At 71.1% G+C, this 14,918-nt stretch carries 16 protein-coding genes and 1 riboswitch; of the genes, 8 read left to right on the top strand and 8 right to left on the bottom strand.

All coding sequences use genetic code 11. The features are described 5' to 3' along the window. Positions 1 to 20: 20 nt before the first annotated feature. The 6 genes from AB0K12_RS03860 to AB0K12_RS03835 all read right to left on the bottom strand — a co-directional run bounded on the left by AB0K12_RS03860 (position 21) and on the right by AB0K12_RS03835 (position 5,505). Complete coding sequence (locus AB0K12_RS03860; RefSeq protein WP_364555317.1) at positions 21 to 956, bottom strand: alpha/beta fold hydrolase; 936 nt, start codon at positions 954 to 956, stop codon at positions 21 to 23. Positions 957 to 1,278: 322 nt separating this feature from the next. After that, positions 1,279 to 2,250 carry a polyphosphate polymerase domain-containing protein gene (locus tag AB0K12_RS03855; RefSeq protein ID WP_364555316.1) on the bottom strand — a complete coding sequence of 324 codons (972 nt, stop codon included), beginning with the start codon at positions 2,248 to 2,250 and terminating at the stop codon, positions 1,279 to 1,281. 33 nt (positions 2,251 to 2,283) lie between these two features. Then, entirely contained in the window at positions 2,284 to 2,829 is a 546-nt protein-coding gene (locus AB0K12_RS03850) for a DUF4956 domain-containing protein (protein ID WP_364555746.1), read from the bottom strand. 172 nt (positions 2,830 to 3,001) lie between these two features. Continuing rightward, a complete protein-coding gene (locus AB0K12_RS03845; RefSeq protein ID WP_364555315.1) occupies positions 3,002 to 3,664 on the bottom strand; it encodes a response regulator transcription factor in 663 nt (220 codons plus the stop codon). Continuing rightward, complete coding sequence (locus tag AB0K12_RS03840) at positions 3,661 to 5,070, bottom strand: ATP-binding protein (protein ID WP_364555314.1); 1,410 nt, start codon at positions 5,068 to 5,070, stop codon at positions 3,661 to 3,663. Before AB0K12_RS03840 ends, AB0K12_RS03845 begins: the two co-directional genes overlap by 4 nt. 12 nt (positions 5,071 to 5,082) lie before the next feature. Then, a complete protein-coding gene (locus AB0K12_RS03835) occupies positions 5,083 to 5,505 on the bottom strand; it encodes a hypothetical protein (RefSeq protein WP_364555313.1) in 423 nt (140 codons plus the stop codon). A gap of 169 nt (positions 5,506 to 5,674) precedes the next feature. Here AB0K12_RS03835 and AB0K12_RS03830 point away from each other — a divergent pair, with 169 nt between their 5' ends. From AB0K12_RS03830 to AB0K12_RS03810, 5 genes are read left to right on the top strand one after another with little or no spacing between them, the layout of a single operon-like run. Beyond that, positions 5,675 to 6,340: an ABC transporter permease gene (locus AB0K12_RS03830; protein ID WP_364555312.1), complete on the top strand. Its 666-nt coding sequence runs from the start codon at positions 5,675 to 5,677 to the stop codon at positions 6,338 to 6,340. Further along, positions 6,333 to 7,520, top strand: coding sequence for an ABC transporter ATP-binding protein (locus tag AB0K12_RS03825; protein ID WP_364555311.1), 1,188 nt, complete (start codon positions 6,333 to 6,335; stop codon positions 7,518 to 7,520). The genes AB0K12_RS03830 and AB0K12_RS03825 overlap by 8 nt, the downstream gene beginning before the upstream one ends. Then, positions 7,517 to 8,293, top strand: coding sequence for an ABC transporter permease (locus AB0K12_RS03820; protein WP_364555310.1), 777 nt, complete (start codon positions 7,517 to 7,519; stop codon positions 8,291 to 8,293). Before AB0K12_RS03825 ends, AB0K12_RS03820 begins: the two co-directional genes overlap by 4 nt. Beyond that, positions 8,290 to 9,249 (top strand): glycine betaine ABC transporter substrate-binding protein, encoded by a 960-nt coding sequence (locus tag AB0K12_RS03815; RefSeq protein WP_364555309.1) that lies wholly within the window; start codon positions 8,290 to 8,292, stop codon positions 9,247 to 9,249. Before AB0K12_RS03820 ends, AB0K12_RS03815 begins: the two co-directional genes overlap by 4 nt. 40 nt (positions 9,250 to 9,289) lie before the next feature. Beyond that, the gene (locus AB0K12_RS03810; protein WP_364555308.1) at positions 9,290 to 10,141 is read left to right on the top strand and encodes an SDR family oxidoreductase; all 852 of its coding nucleotides are present in this window, start codon (positions 9,290 to 9,292) and stop codon (positions 10,139 to 10,141) included. Between the two features lie 23 nt (positions 10,142 to 10,164). On the opposite strand, the gene thiC is transcribed toward AB0K12_RS03810, so the two are convergent. Further along, on the bottom strand, positions 10,165 to 11,709 hold the full coding sequence (gene thiC / locus AB0K12_RS03805) for a phosphomethylpyrimidine synthase ThiC (protein WP_364555307.1): 1,545 nt from the start codon (positions 11,707 to 11,709) through the stop codon (positions 10,165 to 10,167). Beyond that, positions 11,702 to 11,814, bottom strand: a riboswitch (TPP riboswitch). It overlaps the preceding gene by 8 nt. 90 nt (positions 11,815 to 11,904) lie before the next feature. On the opposite strand from thiC, the gene AB0K12_RS03800 reads away from it, so the two are divergent. From AB0K12_RS03800 to AB0K12_RS03790, 3 genes are all read left to right on the top strand, one after another. Next, positions 11,905 to 12,255, top strand: coding sequence for a hypothetical protein (locus tag AB0K12_RS03800; RefSeq protein ID WP_355411727.1), 351 nt, complete (start codon positions 11,905 to 11,907; stop codon positions 12,253 to 12,255). Between the two features lie 9 nt (positions 12,256 to 12,264). Then, positions 12,265 to 13,104, top strand: coding sequence for a universal stress protein (locus tag AB0K12_RS03795; RefSeq protein ID WP_364555306.1), 840 nt, complete (start codon positions 12,265 to 12,267; stop codon positions 13,102 to 13,104). Between the two features lie 108 nt (positions 13,105 to 13,212). Next, positions 13,213 to 14,256 carry a cellulose binding domain-containing protein gene (locus AB0K12_RS03790; RefSeq protein WP_364555305.1) on the top strand — a complete coding sequence of 348 codons (1,044 nt, stop codon included), beginning with the start codon at positions 13,213 to 13,215 and terminating at the stop codon, positions 14,254 to 14,256. Here AB0K12_RS03790 and AB0K12_RS03785 read toward each other — a convergent pair. Next, entirely contained in the window at positions 14,253 to 14,918 is a 666-nt protein-coding gene (locus tag AB0K12_RS03785; RefSeq protein ID WP_364555304.1) for an AIM24 family protein, read from the bottom strand. The genes AB0K12_RS03790 and AB0K12_RS03785 overlap by 4 nt on opposite strands.

Genomic DNA, 14,918 nt, shown 5'->3' with positions numbered 1-14,918 from the left:
CGCCACAGCCTCCGGCCCGGTCAGCGGCCGTGGCGGGCGGCCTTGGTGGCGACGGTCTGGATGGCCTTGACGGCGACCTCGGGCTGGTCGACGTAGATGTAGTGCTCGCTCTTCCTGGCCACGGTCAGACGGCTCTGCCGGGACAGGGCGAGCCACTTGCGCTGGCCGGCGGTCCACGCCCGCTCCAGCTTCGGCCCGTACGTCGGGAGCGCCGCGAGGTACGGCTTACCGTGCTTGATCACCTCGACCGGGATGTTCCCGGCGTAACGCACCTTGCCGTCGGGGACGACCAGCATCTCGGGGTTCTGCCCCTGGAAGACCGCGAGGTTCTGCGCCCGCAGCTCGGCCGCCGGGCCCTTGGCCGACGCCGGGATCGCCTTCTTGACGTCGCGCAGCATGGTGGAGGGGGTGGCGTCCAGCAGCACCAGGCCCTTGACCCGGTCGCGGTGCTCGGGGGCGTAGCGAGCGGCGATGAGCCCGCCCAGCGAGTGTCCGGCCAGCACGACCGGCTGCCGGCCCGCGACCCGGTCGAGCACCCCGGTCAGGATCTTGCCCGTGCCGGCGAAGCTCTGCTTCCCAGACGGCTTGTCGCTCGCGCCCTCGCCAAGCCGGTCGTACGAGCAGACCCGGTTCTTCTTGCTCAGCGTCTTCTGCAGCTTGGCCAGCTTGTCCAGCCCGTCACCCATGCCCGCCAGCAGCACGATGACCGGCTCGCGCCCCTTGGCCGGCCGCCCCGAGCACGACACGTTCACCGACTTGCCCGCGACCTTGATCTTCTTGGTGCCGACGAACGGGTCCGCGACGCGCTTCCCTCCGGAGAACGGATCCCAGCTCGCCACGTTGGTGTTCGCGAACGGGTCCCACTCCTCGGCAGCGGCGGCCGGCCCCGCGGCGACCCCCATGCCGACGGCGGTGCACAGGGTGATCACAGCGGCTGCCTTGAACGTCCGGATCATGTCATCCTCCCAAGCGAGTCTCAGTCCGCCGACCTGACCGGCCGACGGTGCCGGCGGCCGCTTAGTCCGGCTCGCCCCCGACACCCCAAACGCTATGGATCCGACCCCCTGCCGGTCGTCACCACACGGTGGACACCTGCACGTAGCTCGCAAGGGGGACAAGCCCCGACCACCCCAAGAAACCCACCGAACAACCACCCCCCAACACCCCAGCCCCACGCCCTGAACCCATGCCCTGAGCCCGCGCCCCCAACGCCCGCCCTGACCAGCCCCCCACCGCCACAACCCCTCTGGCGGGTGACGCACCCACCCGCCCTCACCGTCATCCGGCGGGGAGCAGGTAGCGGTGGAGGATGGGGTGCCAGCGGTTGGCGGGTTGGGCGCGGAGGGCGGCGACGGCCAGGCAGTATTTGCTCACGCTGACCGGGCGCACCCCGAGGCCGCGCAGCACCTTGTCGGCCAGCGCGCGGCCGTCCGCCGACTTCGACTCCAGCAGGACCATGTCGCCACGAGCGGGGGCGCGGCGGTGGCCGTCACGGCACACCAGGCCGGTGTCGCAGGTGAGGCGGGCGCCACCCGACTGGTCGATGAGGGTGACCCGTCTGTAGTCGGTGGCCAGCACCGGTTGCATCGGCTCGGGTGCGACGAGGTGCAGCTCTTTGAGCAGCGTGTCGCGGGCGAAGTCGAGCGCCTCCTCGGTGAGCGGCTGCCCGGGAGCGCCGTCGTACGGGATGCGGTGTTTGTCGGTGCTGCCCCTGGCGCCGCTCAGCTTGAGCTCCAGCCACTGGCCGCCACCGTCGAGGTAGGTCCTGGTGCGGAGCTTGAACCGGCGTCGGCGATCCTGCCGGTGGTGGTGGTAGGTGAGCAGGTCGGGGGTGTCGTAGTAGGTGGAGGTGTAGCGGAACTGGCGGCGGCCGTCGATGCGCAGCACCTGGAATCGGTCGCCCAGCTCGGCGGCCAAGTGGGACATGGTGGCGGCCGTCACGATGTATTTGCGGTCGACCCGGCTCATGAGCTGGGGGACGTCGTCCAGCTCCATGCCCGGCAACCGGGCCGCGACCCCGGCGAGCAACGCGTCGGCGTAGGGCCGCCCGACGAACCCCTCCCCCCGCCGTACGTGGACCTGCGTGTCGTCGGCGGACCGGCCGTGCTCCGACGCGGATGCGAGGCTCGCGAACGGCAGGCCCCGATCGCCGGGCGACAGGCCACGGACCGCAGGTATACGGCACCCGGTGGACGGCAGGTTGACGGTGGGACCGCAGGCGATGAGGGGCGCTCGGTGGATGATCGGCATCAGCGGGCTCCTACGCGGACGGGCGGGTCGGCATCAGCGGGCTCCTACGCGGACGGGCGGGGTGGAGGCGAAGCGGACGTCGACCACCGTCACGTCGCGTACGTAGTCCACCTGCGTCACCTCCCACTGCAGCACCTTCGCCCGCAGCCGGCTCTCCAGGTCGGCACGGAGCAGGTCGGGGTCGGTGTGGACGACGTCGAGGGTGATGACCTGATGGCGGGTGCGGCCGAGGACCTGGGGGTGGTCGCCGACGTAGATGACGGTGAGGAGCACGGCGTTGAGCAGGAGGGCGGTCAACGGCCATGACGCGCCGGCGATGCCGTTGACCAGGCCCAGCACGATCGCGATGAAGTAGTAGGCGATCTCCTGCTGGGTGATCTCGCTCGACCGCAGGCGGATGATGGACAGCACCCCGAACAGGCCGAACCCGACGGCGATGTCGACCCGCTGGACCAGCAGCAGGGACACGACGGCGAAGATGCCCACATTGAGGGCGATGTAGGCGAACAGCAGATCGCGGCGGTGGTGTCGGCGGTAGTAGAGCCCATAGGCGAGCACGAGGATCGCCACGAGGTCCATCGCCAGTCCGGCTGCCAAGGCTGCTCCTTTCGTTGGCTTCCTGGTGAACAGCTTGGTAGGCGGGGGTGAGGTGGAAGTGAGGCGATGATGAGGCGACTCTCATCCAGCCGTGCGGTCAGGCGACTCTCATCCAGCCGTGCGGTCAGGCGACTCTCATCCAGCCGTGCTGCGGTCAGGCGACTCGCATGCGGTAGCCGGTGCCGCGGACCGTTTCGATGCGTTCGGGGCCGATCTTGCGGCGGAGGTAGCGGACGTAGACGTCCACGACGTTGGAGCCGGGGTCGAAGTCGAAGCCCCACACGTGGCTCAGCAGCTGCTCACGGGTGAGGACCTGGTCGGGGTGGCGGCAGAAGATCTCGGCCAGCGCGAACTCGCGGGTGGACAGATCGACCGCCCGATCCCCCACGTACGCCCGCCGCGTCCGCAGATCGAGCGACAAGTCCGACACCCGCAGCACGGTCACCTCAGGTGTACGGTCGGCGCGCAGCCGCAGCCGCACCCGGGCCAGGAGTTCCTCGAAGGCGAAGGGCTTGGCGATGTAGTCGTCGGCCCCGCCCTCCAGCCCGGCCACGGTGTCGCTGACGCTGTCGCGCGCGGTCAGGATGATCACGGGAATGGTGACCATGGCCTCGCGCAGACGCCGCAGCACGGTGAACCCGTCGCTGCGCGGCAGCCCGATGTCGAGGATGAGCAGGTCGAATCCGCCCGCGGCGGCCAGATCGTACGCCGCCACCCCGTCGCCCACCACGGCCGTCACGAAGCCGTTGGCCCGCAGCCCCTTCTCCACGAAGGCGGCGATCCTGGCTTCGTCCTCGGCGATCAAGATGCGGTTCACCCGAGCCTCCACAACTCCCACATCGGCAGGGACATGACAAAGCAGGCGCCACCGCCGGGGGCGTCGGTCACCCGGACGTGGCCGCCGTGGGCCTGGGCGATGGAGCGCACGATGGCGAGGCCCAGCCCGGCGCCGTCGTGCGCGCCGGTGCGGCCGGCCCCGCGGACGAACCGGCCGAAGATGCGCTCGCGCTCGGCGGTCGGGACGCCGGGCCCGCTGTCGCGTACCCAGAGCTCGACGCGGCCGTCGCGGACGGCGGAGCCGACGGCGATGAGGTCGCCGTCGGCGGTGTGGCGCACGGCGTTGGCGACGAGCTGCATGAGCGCCTGGGTGAGCCGCTGCCGGTCGGCGGGCAGCTTGGCCTCGGCCACCTCGTCGACCCGCCAGGTGCGGGCGCCGAGCGCGCGGGCCTTGGCGACCACGCTGACCGTGAGGTCGGCCAGCTCGACGTTGTCGAGCGCGAGGAAGCCGGGCTGCTCGGCCTTGGCGAGGGTGAGCAGGTCGTCGACGATGCGGTTCATGCGGTCGAGCTCGTCGGTGACGAGGGCGAGGGTCTCGGCGCGGTCGGCGGGGTCGTCGCCCATCAGCTCGAGGTGGCCGCGGATGACGGTGATGGGGGTGCGCAGCTCGTGGCCGGCGTCGTCCATGAAGTGCCGCTGGACCACGAACGCCTGCTCCAGCCGGTCGAGCATGTGGTTGAACGTCGCCGCGACCGCCGCAACGTCGTCGTCGCCGGGCACGTCGAGCCTGCGGGTCAGGTCGGTGGAGTCGCTGATCTGCTCGGCGGTCTGCCTGACCAGCCGGAGGGGCGCGAGCACCTGCCCGGCCACGAGCCAGCCGGCCGCCCCGGCCAGCGCCATCGCCGCGAGCGCGGACAGCCCGAGCACGCGTACGGCGTCGACGATCTCGTCGCGGTGCAGGTCGTAGAAGATGGCCACGACGAGGTGCCCCTGGCGGGCGTCGCCCGCCACGGTGACCGGGATGACCGCGTATTGGACCGTTCCCCGGCTGGTCTCGACCTCGTCGCGCTCGACGCGCGTGGCCTCGGCCATGTCGGCGACCAGCTCCGCGTCGCCGTCGAGCGGGACTGGCGGCGGCACGGAGGTGGCGCGGTCGGCGCGGCCGTCGACGATGCTGAAGAACGTCTCCCAGCGGTCGGGCGCGTTGACCGCGAGGTAGCCGGTCAGCAGGTCGCGCACGTCGGTGACCTTGCGCCCGGTCTGCTGGTCGAGGGCGGTGGCGGCGTAGCGGCGCAGCTTGTCGACCTCGTTGCCGAGCTCGTGGGTCATGCGGTCGTCGAGCCGGGCGAGCAGGATGGTCCAGGTGGCGAAGATCGCGACGGAGAGTGCGAGGCCGACGACGGCGAGCATCCAGCCCACGATCCGGGCACGGGCGCTCACCCGCATGTGGCCTCCTCGTCAGTCGTCACCGGCGTCGTCACCGTCGTCATCATCGCCCCCGTCGTCGTCATCGGCGAAACCGCCGCCTCCGCGCCGCGGTGGAGGCGGCGCGACCGGCTCGGCCCTGGACCTGCGCTCGGCGGCGGCCTGCTCGCTCGCCCGCGGCTCCGCATCGGGCGTGCCGTCTCTGGCGGACGGAGACTCCGCGGACGGGGAGGCCGTGGACGGCGAGGAGCCCGACGGCGAGGACGAGGAGGAAGGCGACGGCGACGGTGTGGAGGCCCGCGTCGACGAGGTCAGCGACCCCGAGGGCTCGGGCGTGACGACGATGGGCCCGCCCAGGTCGGCCCCCTGATCGGCGGCCCGCACCAGCCCCACCGACATGAACGCCACCGCCGCGGCCCCCAGAACGAGGAGGATCACCGTTCCCCGATGTCTCATGCCCCGACCCTGCCGCCCTTCGAGGAGACCACGCTGAGGCCCAGATGAGAAACCTCTCATCTAAAGGGGGCAAGCGCCGGGTCAAGACGCAACCCTCCCCGCCCCATTGTTGGGAACAAAGTGACAGATGGGGCGTTTGAGGCAGGGCTCCCCGGTTACGGGGTAGGCGATGACCTTGTGGGAGTACGTCGAAGACCGATGGGATCTCATCGCCTTCGAGACGCTGCAGCACGCCAGCATGGTCGCCCAGTGTGTCCTGGTGGCGGCCGTGCTCGGCGTGCTCATCGGGGTGGCCACCTACCGCCGCGCCAGGCCGTCGGCCTTCGCGATGGCGGCGGCGGGGGTGCTGTTCACGGTGCCGTCGCTGGCCATGCTGGGCCTGCTGATCCCGCCGCTCGGCCTGGGCGTGGCCCCCGCCGTGACGGCGATCGTCCTGTACGCGCTGCTGCCCATCGTCCGTAACACCGTCGTCGGCCTGCAGGGCGTGGACCCCCTGCTGGTCGACGCCGCCCGCGGCATCGGGATGAGCCGCCGCAGGTCGCTGGCCAGGGTGGAGCTGCCGCTGGCCTGGCCGGTGATCCTGACCGGCATCCGGGTGGCCACGCAGCTCGCGATGGGCATCGGCGCGGTCGCCGCGTTCGTGTCGGGCCCGGGGCTCGGCGAGCAGATCTTCTCCGGCCTGGCCAGGCTCGGCGGCGCGAACGCGGTCAACGCCACGCTGACGGGCACGATCGGCGTGGCGATCCTGGCGCTGATCTTCGACGGCGTCTTCGTGCTCATCGGCCGGCTGACCACGCCGAGCCGGCGGCCCGCGACCGGAGGTGCCCGTGGCTGACCTGCGGCGGCCCGCGACGACCGGCGGCGTGCCGATCGAGCTGCGCAAGGTGACCAAGTCGTTCCCCGGCGGCGGCGAGGCCGCCGTACAGGAGCTGGACCTCGACATCCAGGCGGGCGAGATCGTGGTCCTGCTGGGCCCGTCGGGCTGCGGCAAGACGACCACGATGCGCATGATCAACCGGCTGATCGAGCCCACTTCGGGCGACATCATCATCAACGGCCAGAACTCCCGCGAGATCGACCCCGACCGGCTGCGCCGCCACATCGGGTACGTGATCCAGCAGGCCGGCCTGTTCCCCCACATGACGGTGGCGGCGAACATCGCCCAGGTGCCGAAGATGCTCGGCTGGGACCGCGCGCGCATCGCCGAGCGGGTGGACGAGCTGCTCACGCTGGTGGGGCTGGAGCCCGAGGCGTTCCGCGACAGCTATCCGCGCCGCCTGTCGGGCGGCCAGCAGCAGCGGGTGGGGGTCGCGCGGGCGCTGGCCGCCGACCCGCCGGTGCTGCTGATGGACGAGCCGTTCGGCGCGCTCGACCCCATCACCCGCGAACGCCTCCAGGACGAGCTGCTCCGCCTCCAGGACGACCTGGCCAAGACCATCGTCTTCGTCACGCACGACGTGGACGAGGCGCTCAAGATCGGCGACCACATCGCGATCATGCAGCGCCCCGGCCACATCGTGCAGTACGCCCGCCCTGCCGAGATCCTCACGAACCCGGCCAGCGACTACGTCGAGCAGTTCCTGGGCGCCGGCTCGTCGATGCGCCTGCTGCGGCTGACGAAGGTGGGCGACATCGAGCTGGACCAGGTGCCGTACTTCTCGGAGGACCGCGACTGCGCGGAGCTGCTGCGCGAGATCGAGCGCGACGGCCGCGGCTACGCGCTGATCACCGACGGGATGCGCCGCCCGCTGCGCTGGGTGAGCCAGGCCGACCTCGAAGGCCGCACGGGCCCGGTCGGTACGGCGGGCGACCCGGTCACCGGCACCATCCACCACCGCATGACCTTGCAGGACGCCCTGGAGGCGCTGCTCAACGCCGACACCGACGTGGTGCCGGTGGAGGGCAGGCGGCGCTCGTACGCGGGGGCGCTGTCGCTGGGCACGGTGCAGAACGCGATCCAGACGATCAAGGCGCGCGAACGCGAGCGCCGCCACCGCAGGAGCGGCGCCCGATGACGGTCGAAAGCGCCGCCGACAGGGAGGCGACCACTCCTGAGCCGCGCATCGGGCGGTCGTGGCACGCGATCCTGCCCCCGCTGTGCTACCTCGCCATAGCCGCCGCGATGATCATTTACACGCAGGTCGCGCCGCTGGACAGCATCGAGCGCGGCTCGCTCAACCTGACGTTCCTGATGCGCCGCACGTGGGAGCACATCCAGCTGGTGTTCTTCTCGACCGTGCTGGTGCTGCTGGTGGCGCTGCCGCTGGGCGTGCTGCTGACCAGGCGCGGGCTGCGCAGGGCCACGCCGGTGGTGCTGTCGCTGGTGAACCTGGGCCAGGCCACCCCGGCGGTGGGCCTGGTGGTGCTGCTCGCGGTGGTGTTCCAGATCGGGTTCTGGACGGCGGTGGCGGCGCTGTTCGCCTACAGCCTGCTGCCGACGCTGCGCAACACGATGGTGGGCCTGGAGCAGGTGGACCCGCGCCTGGTGGACGCGGGGCGCGGCATCGGCATGTCGGCGTCGGGGGTTCTGTTCAAGGTCGAGCTGCCGATGGCGGTGCCGGTGATCCTGTCGGGCATCCGTACGACGCTGGTGCTGAACGTGGGCACGGCGGGCATCGCGGCGTTCATCGGCTCGGGCGGCCTGGGCGACCTGATCACCGCGGGGGTGAGCACGCAGCGCAGCCTGATCCTGGTCACCGGCTGCGTGCTGATCGCGGTGCTGGCGCTGCTCATCGACTGGGCGGCGGGCCTGGCGCAGCGGCTGCTGTCGCCGAAGGGGCTCTCATGAGGGCGTTCCTGGTGACCGTTGCGGTCCTGGTCTGCGTCGTGGCCTGCGGGCTGCGGCCGGCGTCGTCGTTCGTGCCGCCGGTGGAGCCGGGCAGCATCCGCCCGGTGCCGGGGCTCGAAGGGCAGCGCGTACGGGTGACGTCGAAGGAGTTCACCGAGCAGCTCGTGCTCGGCAAGATCGCCGTGCTCGCCCTCACCGCGGCGGGCGCGGACGTGGAGGACAGGACGAACGTCCAGGGCAGCGTGAACGCCCGCGCCTCGCTCATCCGCGGCGGCACCGACCTGATGTGGGAGTACACCGGCACCGGCTGGATCACCTACCTGGGGCAGCAGAAGCCCGTCCAGGGCGCGGAGGCCCAGTACGAGGCCGTACGCGACCTCGACCTGCGCGAGAACGGCATCGTGTGGCTGCCGCCCGCCCCGCTGAACAACAGCTACGCCATCGGCGTCACCCGGGCGTCGGCCGAGAAGTGGGGCCTGTCGAAGATCTCCGACATCCCCAAGGTGCCGATGGCGCAGCGCACGTTCTGCGTGGATCACGAGACGTTCGGCCGCGACGACGGCTTCCTCGGCATGCTCAAGGGCTACGGCCTGACGTACGGCAAGGAGGTGCCGAGGGCGAACGTGCGCAGGGTGTCGGTCGGCGTGCTCTACAACTCGGTGGCCAGTGGCCAGTGCACGCTCGGCATGATGACCACCACCGACGGCCGGGTCAAGGCGCTCGACCTGGTGCTGCTGGAGGACGACCGGCACTTCTTCCCGCAGTACAACGCGGCGGTGACGATGCGCAGGCAGCTCGCCGACGCGCATCCGGAGATCGCGAAGATCTTCGCGCCGATCAGCGCGAAGCTGACCGACGACGTCATGCGGGACCTGAACGCGCAGGTGGACGTGGACGGCGGCATGCCCGCGCTGGTGGCCCGCGGCTGGCTCAGGTCGGAGGGATTCGTCCGATGACGGGCGTTAACCCCACCTGACCACGGGCAGCCCGCAAGGCATGTCGCACACACCACCACCGCAGAACCAGCCGTACCCGGGCAGCACCGGCGAGATGGCCCCTGAGCCGCGCGACGAGATGCGCGACTACGTCGGCCGCGACCTGCTCGCCGGCAAGAAGGCCCTGATCACGGGCGGCGACTCGGGCATCGGCCGGGCGGTCGCCGTGGCGTTCGCCAAGGAGGGCGCGGACGTCGCGATCGCGTACCTGAGCGAGCACGAGGACGCCGCGCACACCCGCAAGCTGGTCGAGGAGACCGGGCGGCGCTGCGTGACGCTGCCCGGCGACCTGGCCGACCGGGCGCACTGCGCGTCGGTCGTCGAGCAGGCCGTCTCCGAGCTGGGCGGCCTGGACGTGCTGGTCAACAACGTGGCCTACCAGCAGCCGGTGGGCGGCCTCGAGGAGCTGGACGACGAGCAGTGGGAGCACACGTTCGCCGTCAACATCCACAGCTACTTCCGCGTCATGAAGGCCGCGCTCCCGCACCTGCGCGAGGGCGCGGCCATCATCAACACCTCGTCGATCAACGGCCTGCGCGGCAACAAGTCGCTCATCGACTACGCCGCCACGAAGGGTGCGATCAACGCCTTCACCTACTCCATGGCCCAGAACCTGGTCGAGCGGGGCATCCGGGTCAACGCGGTGGCGCCTGGCCCGGTGTGGACGCCGCTCATCCCGGCCACGATGCCGGAGGAGAAGGTGGAGAAGTTCGGCCAGCAGGTGCCGATGGGGCGACCCGCCCATCCGGACGAGATCGCCCCCTCGTACGTGTTCTTCGCCTCCGACCGGCTGTCCTCGTACTACACGGGCGAGGTGCTGGCCCCGATCGGCGGCGAGACGCTGCCGGGCTAGACGCGGCCTGGCCCTTGGTGGCGTCACTCCACGTAGATCGTGCCGCCGAGACGCCGGAACTCGGCGGCCTTCTCCTCGAAACCAGCCTGCCTGATGTCGTGGCTGATACGCATCGAGCAGAACTTGGGGCCGCACATCGAGCAGAAGTGCGCGGTCTTGGCGGGCGCGGCGGGCAGCGTCTCGTCGTGGAAGGCGCGGGCCGTGTCGGGGTCGAGCGAGAGGTCGAACTGGTCCTCCCAGCGGAACTCGAAGCGCGCGTCGGACAGCGCGTCGTCCCACTCCTGCGCCTTCGGGTGCCCCTTGGCCAGGTCGGCGGCGTGTGCGGCGATCTTGTACGTGATCACGCCGGTTTTCACGTCGTCCTTGTCCGGCAGGCCGAGGTGCTCCTTCGGCGTGACGTAGCAGAGCATGGCGGTGCCGAACCAGCCGATCATGGCGGCCCCGATGCCCGAGGTGATGTGGTCGTAGCCGGGCGCGACGTCGGTGACGAGCGGGCCGAGGGTGTAGAAGGGGGCGTCGTCGCACAGCTCGCGCTGCAGGTCGACGTTCTCCTTGATCTTGTGCATGGGCACGTGTCCAGGGCCCTCGATCATGACCTGCACGTCGTGCTCGCGCGCGATCACGGTCAGCTCGCCCAGCGTGCGCAGCTCGGCGAACTGGGCCTCGTCGTTGGCGTCGGCGATGGAGCCGGGCCGCAGGCCGTCGCCGAGCGAGAACGACACGTCGTAGCGGGCCAGGATCTCGCACATCTCGGCGAAATTCTCGTACAGGAAGCTCTCGCGGTGGTGCGCGAGGCACCAGGCGGCCATGATCGAGCCCCCGCGCGAGACGATGCCGGTCTTGCGGCGCACGGTGAGCGGCACGTGCGCGAGCCGCACGCCCGCGTGCACGGTCACGTAGTCCACGCCCTGCTCGCACTGCTCGATCAGGGTGTCGCGGAAGACCTCCCACGACAGCTCCTCAGGCCGGCCCTTGACCTTCTCCAGCGCCTGGTAGATCGGCACGGTGCCGACCGGGACCGGGGAGTTGCGCAGGATCCACTCGCGGGTCTCGTGGATGTCGTCGCCGGTGGACAGGTCCATGATCGTGTCGGCGCCCCAGCGAGTGGCCCAGGTCATCTTCTCCACCTCCTCCTCGATGGAGGAGGTGACCGCGGAGTTGCCGATGTTGGCGTTGATCTTCACGAGGAAGTCGCGGCCGATGATCATGGGCTCGGTCTCGGGGTGGTTGACGTTCGCCGGGATGATGGCCCGGCCGGCCGCGACCTCGTCCCGTACGAACTCCGGCGTGACGCCCTCGCGGACCGCGACGAACTCCATCTCCTTGGTCACCAGCCCGCGCCGCGCGCAGCCGACCTGGGTGACCGGGTGCCCGGCGGCCCGCCGCTCCTCGATCCACTCGGCCCGGCGGCGCGGCAGGCCCCGCCGCAGGTCGGGCTCGTAGGAGGGGTCGGTGTACGGGCCCGAGGTGTCGTACAGCGTCACCGCCGTGCCGTTCGACAGGTTCACCCGCCGCATCGGCACCCGCAGCTCGCCGCTGTAGATCTTGGAAAAGCGCGCGTCGGTCATCGCGCAAACTCCCTTCGCCGGCATTACCCGGAGCAGGTTCTGGCGGTCGGCGGCTGGCAGCCGTCCTCTCAGCCCGGTCTCCACCGGGCTCCCGCGTTGGACGGCGGTGATCGTACCCACGCGAGGCGCGATCCCAAACCAGGGCGAAAAGGTTTGGCGGGTCTTCTCAGCGGTACGGACCCCATCAGGGGAAACATGATGAGAATCGCCGCTGTCGCAGGACTACTCGTCGTGATGGCCGCATCCGGCGCCACCGCCGCCGCCGGGGACGGCATGCAACAGCACGAGGTCAGCCAGGAGCAGTTCGACACCCTGCTGGCCCAGTGCCGCTACTCCGATACCGGTAAGGCCAAGTGCCGCGCGAACGTCAGAGAGCTCTATCGCGTCGGCCGTACCGATCCGTCGCTCGACTGCCGTACCTACTCCGGCGTGACCGTGTGCGGCACGCTCAAGCTCAGCAAGGCGGAGCGCGCGTGCGTCCGCGACTCCGAGGCCAAGGGACTGTCGTTCCGCCGCGCCGAGGTGGAGTGCTATACCGCGTCCTGAGGAGCCGAATTGATCATCGCAGGTGTGGACGGCTCCCGCGCCGGCCTGGAGGCGGCCGGCTGGGCCGCCACCGAGGCCGTGCTGCGCCAGGTGCCGCTGACCGTCGCGCACGTCGTGCCCAAGTGGGTGTGCGGGGAGGACCAGCCCGTCCGTTACGCCGAGGTGGCGCGCTGGATGCGCGAGGAAGCGCGCACCGTGCTCACCTCAGCGAAGGACCGCGCGCTGCGCGAGCGGCCCCAGGTGCGCGTGGAGACCGTCCTGCTCCCCGGCGATCCCCGCGCGGCCCTGGTCAAGGCCGCCGCCGAGGCCGAGCTGCTGGTCGTCGGCAGCAGCGGCATCGGCGGCGTGCGCGGGCTGCTGGTCGGCTCGGTCGCGTACGGGGTCGTCGCGCACGCCGAGACGAACGTCGTCCTCGTCCGCGACCGCCCCGCCACGCCCGGCGAGGTGGTGGCGGGCACCGACCTGTCCGAATGCGCCGAGCGGGCCCTGGAGTTCGCCTTCGCCGAGGCCGAGCTGCGCGGGGCGCGGCTGCGGGTGGTCCAGGCGTGGGCCTGGCCCCAGCCGGGCGGCTTCGGCCCGGCCGACCCCGAGAGCGAGCAGGGCCATCTGCGGGCGCTGCACGAGGCGCTGTCGCCGTACCGCGCCCGGCATCCCCGCGTCGAGGCGGTCGCCGAGATCGTGCACGGGCATCCCGTGGACGTGCTGAAGGAGGCGGCGGCCGGGGCCGAGCTGCTGGTGGTGGGCTCGCGCGGGCACGGGCAGCTCGCCGGCATGCTCATCGGATCCATCAGCCAGGCCATGCTGCACCATGCGCCCTGCCCGCTGGCGGTGGTGCGCGCCGCCGCCTGAAAGTTACATGCGTCCCCGCAGCTGGCGCCCGCTGTCCTCATCGCCTCCTTCCCCGTTCCGCCTGCCGCTCCTTACGATCTGCGCAGGCTGACGACGGGAGATCGGACGATGCGCGCAATCGGCGCCGTGCTGGCGGGAATGGTGACCGTGATCGCGGCCGTGCTGTTCGCGACCACGCCGGCCGAGGCGGCGGCCGTACGCATCATGCCGCTCGGCGACTCGATCACCGGCTCCCCCGGCTGCTGGCGGGCCCTGCTGTGGAACCGGCTGCAGAGCGCCGGCCACACGAACATCGACTTCGTCGGCACGCTGCCGCCGCAGGGCTGCGGGGTGGCGCACGACGGCGACAACGAGGGCCACGGCGGCTATCTCGCCACCAACATCGCGAACCAGAACATGCTGCCCGGCTGGCTCTCGGCCACCCGGCCCGACGTCGTGCTCATGCACCTGGGCACCAACGACGTGTGGAGCAACGTCGCGCCCGCGACGATCCTCGGCGCGTTCACCACGCTGGTGAACCAGATGCGGGCCAGCAACCCGAACATGCGGATCCTGGTCGCTGAGATCATCCCGATGAACCCGGCCACCTGCCCCGACTGCGGCCGGCGCACCGTGGCCTTCAACGACGCCATCCCCGCCTGGGCCGCCGCGACCTCCACCGACCAGTCGCCGATCACCGTGGTCGACCAGTGGACGGGCTTCAGCACCGCCACCGACACCTACGACGGGGTGCACCCGAACGCGGCCGGTGACCAGAAGATGTCCGACAAGTGGTACCCGGCCCTGGTCGAGGCGCTCGCGGGCACCCCGACCCCCACCGTCACGCCCACCGTCACGCCCACCGTGCCGGCCGGTGACTGCGCGGCCGCGTACAGGACGACCGGGCAGTGGCAGGGCGGCTTCCAGGGCGAGGTGACCGTCACCAACACCGGCACCGCGCCGATGCGCGGCTGGACCGTGAGCTGGACGTACGCCGACGGTCAGCGCGTCACCCAGCTCTGGGGCGGCACGCTGAGCGCGAACGGCTCGTCGGTGACCGTGCGGAACGCGCCGTGGAACGGCTCGCTGGCGCCGGGGGCGTCCACCACGTTCGGCTTCCTCGGCTCGTCCACCGGGGCCGGCACCGCCCCGACGCCCACCTGCGCGATCTAGGACTGGGCCTTGATCACCGGGGCGCCCTCGCTGGCCTGCACCAGCACGAACCCCTGACCCCTGAACGCGAGCTGCATCGCCTCACCGCTCCCCCGGCCGATCAGCGCGCCCACCTTCATCGTCCGGTTGACCCCGACCTGCAGGGAGGTGCTCCAGCACACGGCCGACTGCCCGTCCGCGAACGTCGGCATGCGCGCCGCGTCGAGCAGCACCGGCGTGCCGTGGGTGGTCACCGCCACCCACCCCGTGCCGGTGATCGTCGTGTTGAACAGCCCGCCGGCCGCCATGCCCGCGCCCTGGACCCGCTTGATGTCCCAGGACAGCTGCGGCTGGAAGGCCAGCAGGTTGCGGCCGTTGACCGTGATGCCCTCGTTCTCCAGGTAGAACAGGTGGATGTCGTCGGCATTGTCGGCGAGGTAGAGCAGGCCCTGGCCGCGTACGCGCATCAGCGCGGCGCCCTCGCCCGTGACGGCCTTCTTGAACAGCTTCCCGAGCCCGCCGCCCTCGTAGTCGAAGTCCATCTCCCCCTGGAAGGCGACCATCGACCCCTGCTTGGCCAGCACGTCGTCGGGGAGCTGGACGCGCAGCATCTTGCCGTTCTCCAGGGCGAACCCCGGAGGCAGCTGCTGGGAGTCGAGATTGCCGAACACCGAACTGCGCAC

Source organism: Nonomuraea sp. NPDC049419, from assembly GCF_040676995.1.
Lineage (GTDB): Bacteria > Actinomycetota > Actinomycetes > Streptosporangiales > Streptosporangiaceae > Nonomuraea > Nonomuraea salmonea.
The sequence above is the reverse complement of the archived record's forward strand: the minus strand, read 5'-3'. Positions and strand labels throughout refer to the sequence as shown.

Excerpts from the sequence above, each read along its gene's own strand:
- AB0K12_RS03860 (WP_364555317.1), bottom strand. The coding sequence starts at position 956 with ATGATCCGGACGTTCAAGGCAGCCGCTGTGATCACCCTGTGCACCGCC.
- AB0K12_RS03855 (WP_364555316.1), bottom strand. The coding sequence starts at position 2,250 with ATGCCGATCATCCACCGAGCGCCCCTCATCGCCTGCGGTCCCACCGTC.
- AB0K12_RS03850 (WP_364555746.1), bottom strand. The coding sequence starts at position 2,829 with ATGGACCTCGTGGCGATCCTCGTGCTCGCCTATGGGCTCTACTACCGC.
- AB0K12_RS03840 (WP_364555314.1), bottom strand. The coding sequence starts at position 5,070 with ATGCGGGTGAGCGCCCGTGCCCGGATCGTGGGCTGGATGCTCGCCGTC.
- AB0K12_RS03835 (WP_364555313.1), bottom strand. The coding sequence starts at position 5,505 with ATGAGACATCGGGGAACGGTGATCCTCCTCGTTCTGGGGGCCGCGGCG.
- AB0K12_RS03830 (WP_364555312.1), top strand. The coding sequence starts at position 5,675 with ATGACCTTGTGGGAGTACGTCGAAGACCGATGGGATCTCATCGCCTTC.
- AB0K12_RS03820 (WP_364555310.1), top strand. The coding sequence starts at position 7,517 with ATGACGGTCGAAAGCGCCGCCGACAGGGAGGCGACCACTCCTGAGCCG.
- AB0K12_RS03815 (WP_364555309.1), top strand. The coding sequence starts at position 8,290 with ATGAGGGCGTTCCTGGTGACCGTTGCGGTCCTGGTCTGCGTCGTGGCC.
- AB0K12_RS03810 (WP_364555308.1), top strand. The coding sequence starts at position 9,290 with ATGTCGCACACACCACCACCGCAGAACCAGCCGTACCCGGGCAGCACC.
- thiC (WP_364555307.1), bottom strand. The coding sequence starts at position 11,709 with ATGACCGACGCGCGCTTTTCCAAGATCTACAGCGGCGAGCTGCGGGTG.
- AB0K12_RS03800 (WP_355411727.1), top strand. The coding sequence starts at position 11,905 with ATGATGAGAATCGCCGCTGTCGCAGGACTACTCGTCGTGATGGCCGCA.
- AB0K12_RS03790 (WP_364555305.1), top strand. The coding sequence starts at position 13,213 with ATGCGCGCAATCGGCGCCGTGCTGGCGGGAATGGTGACCGTGATCGCG.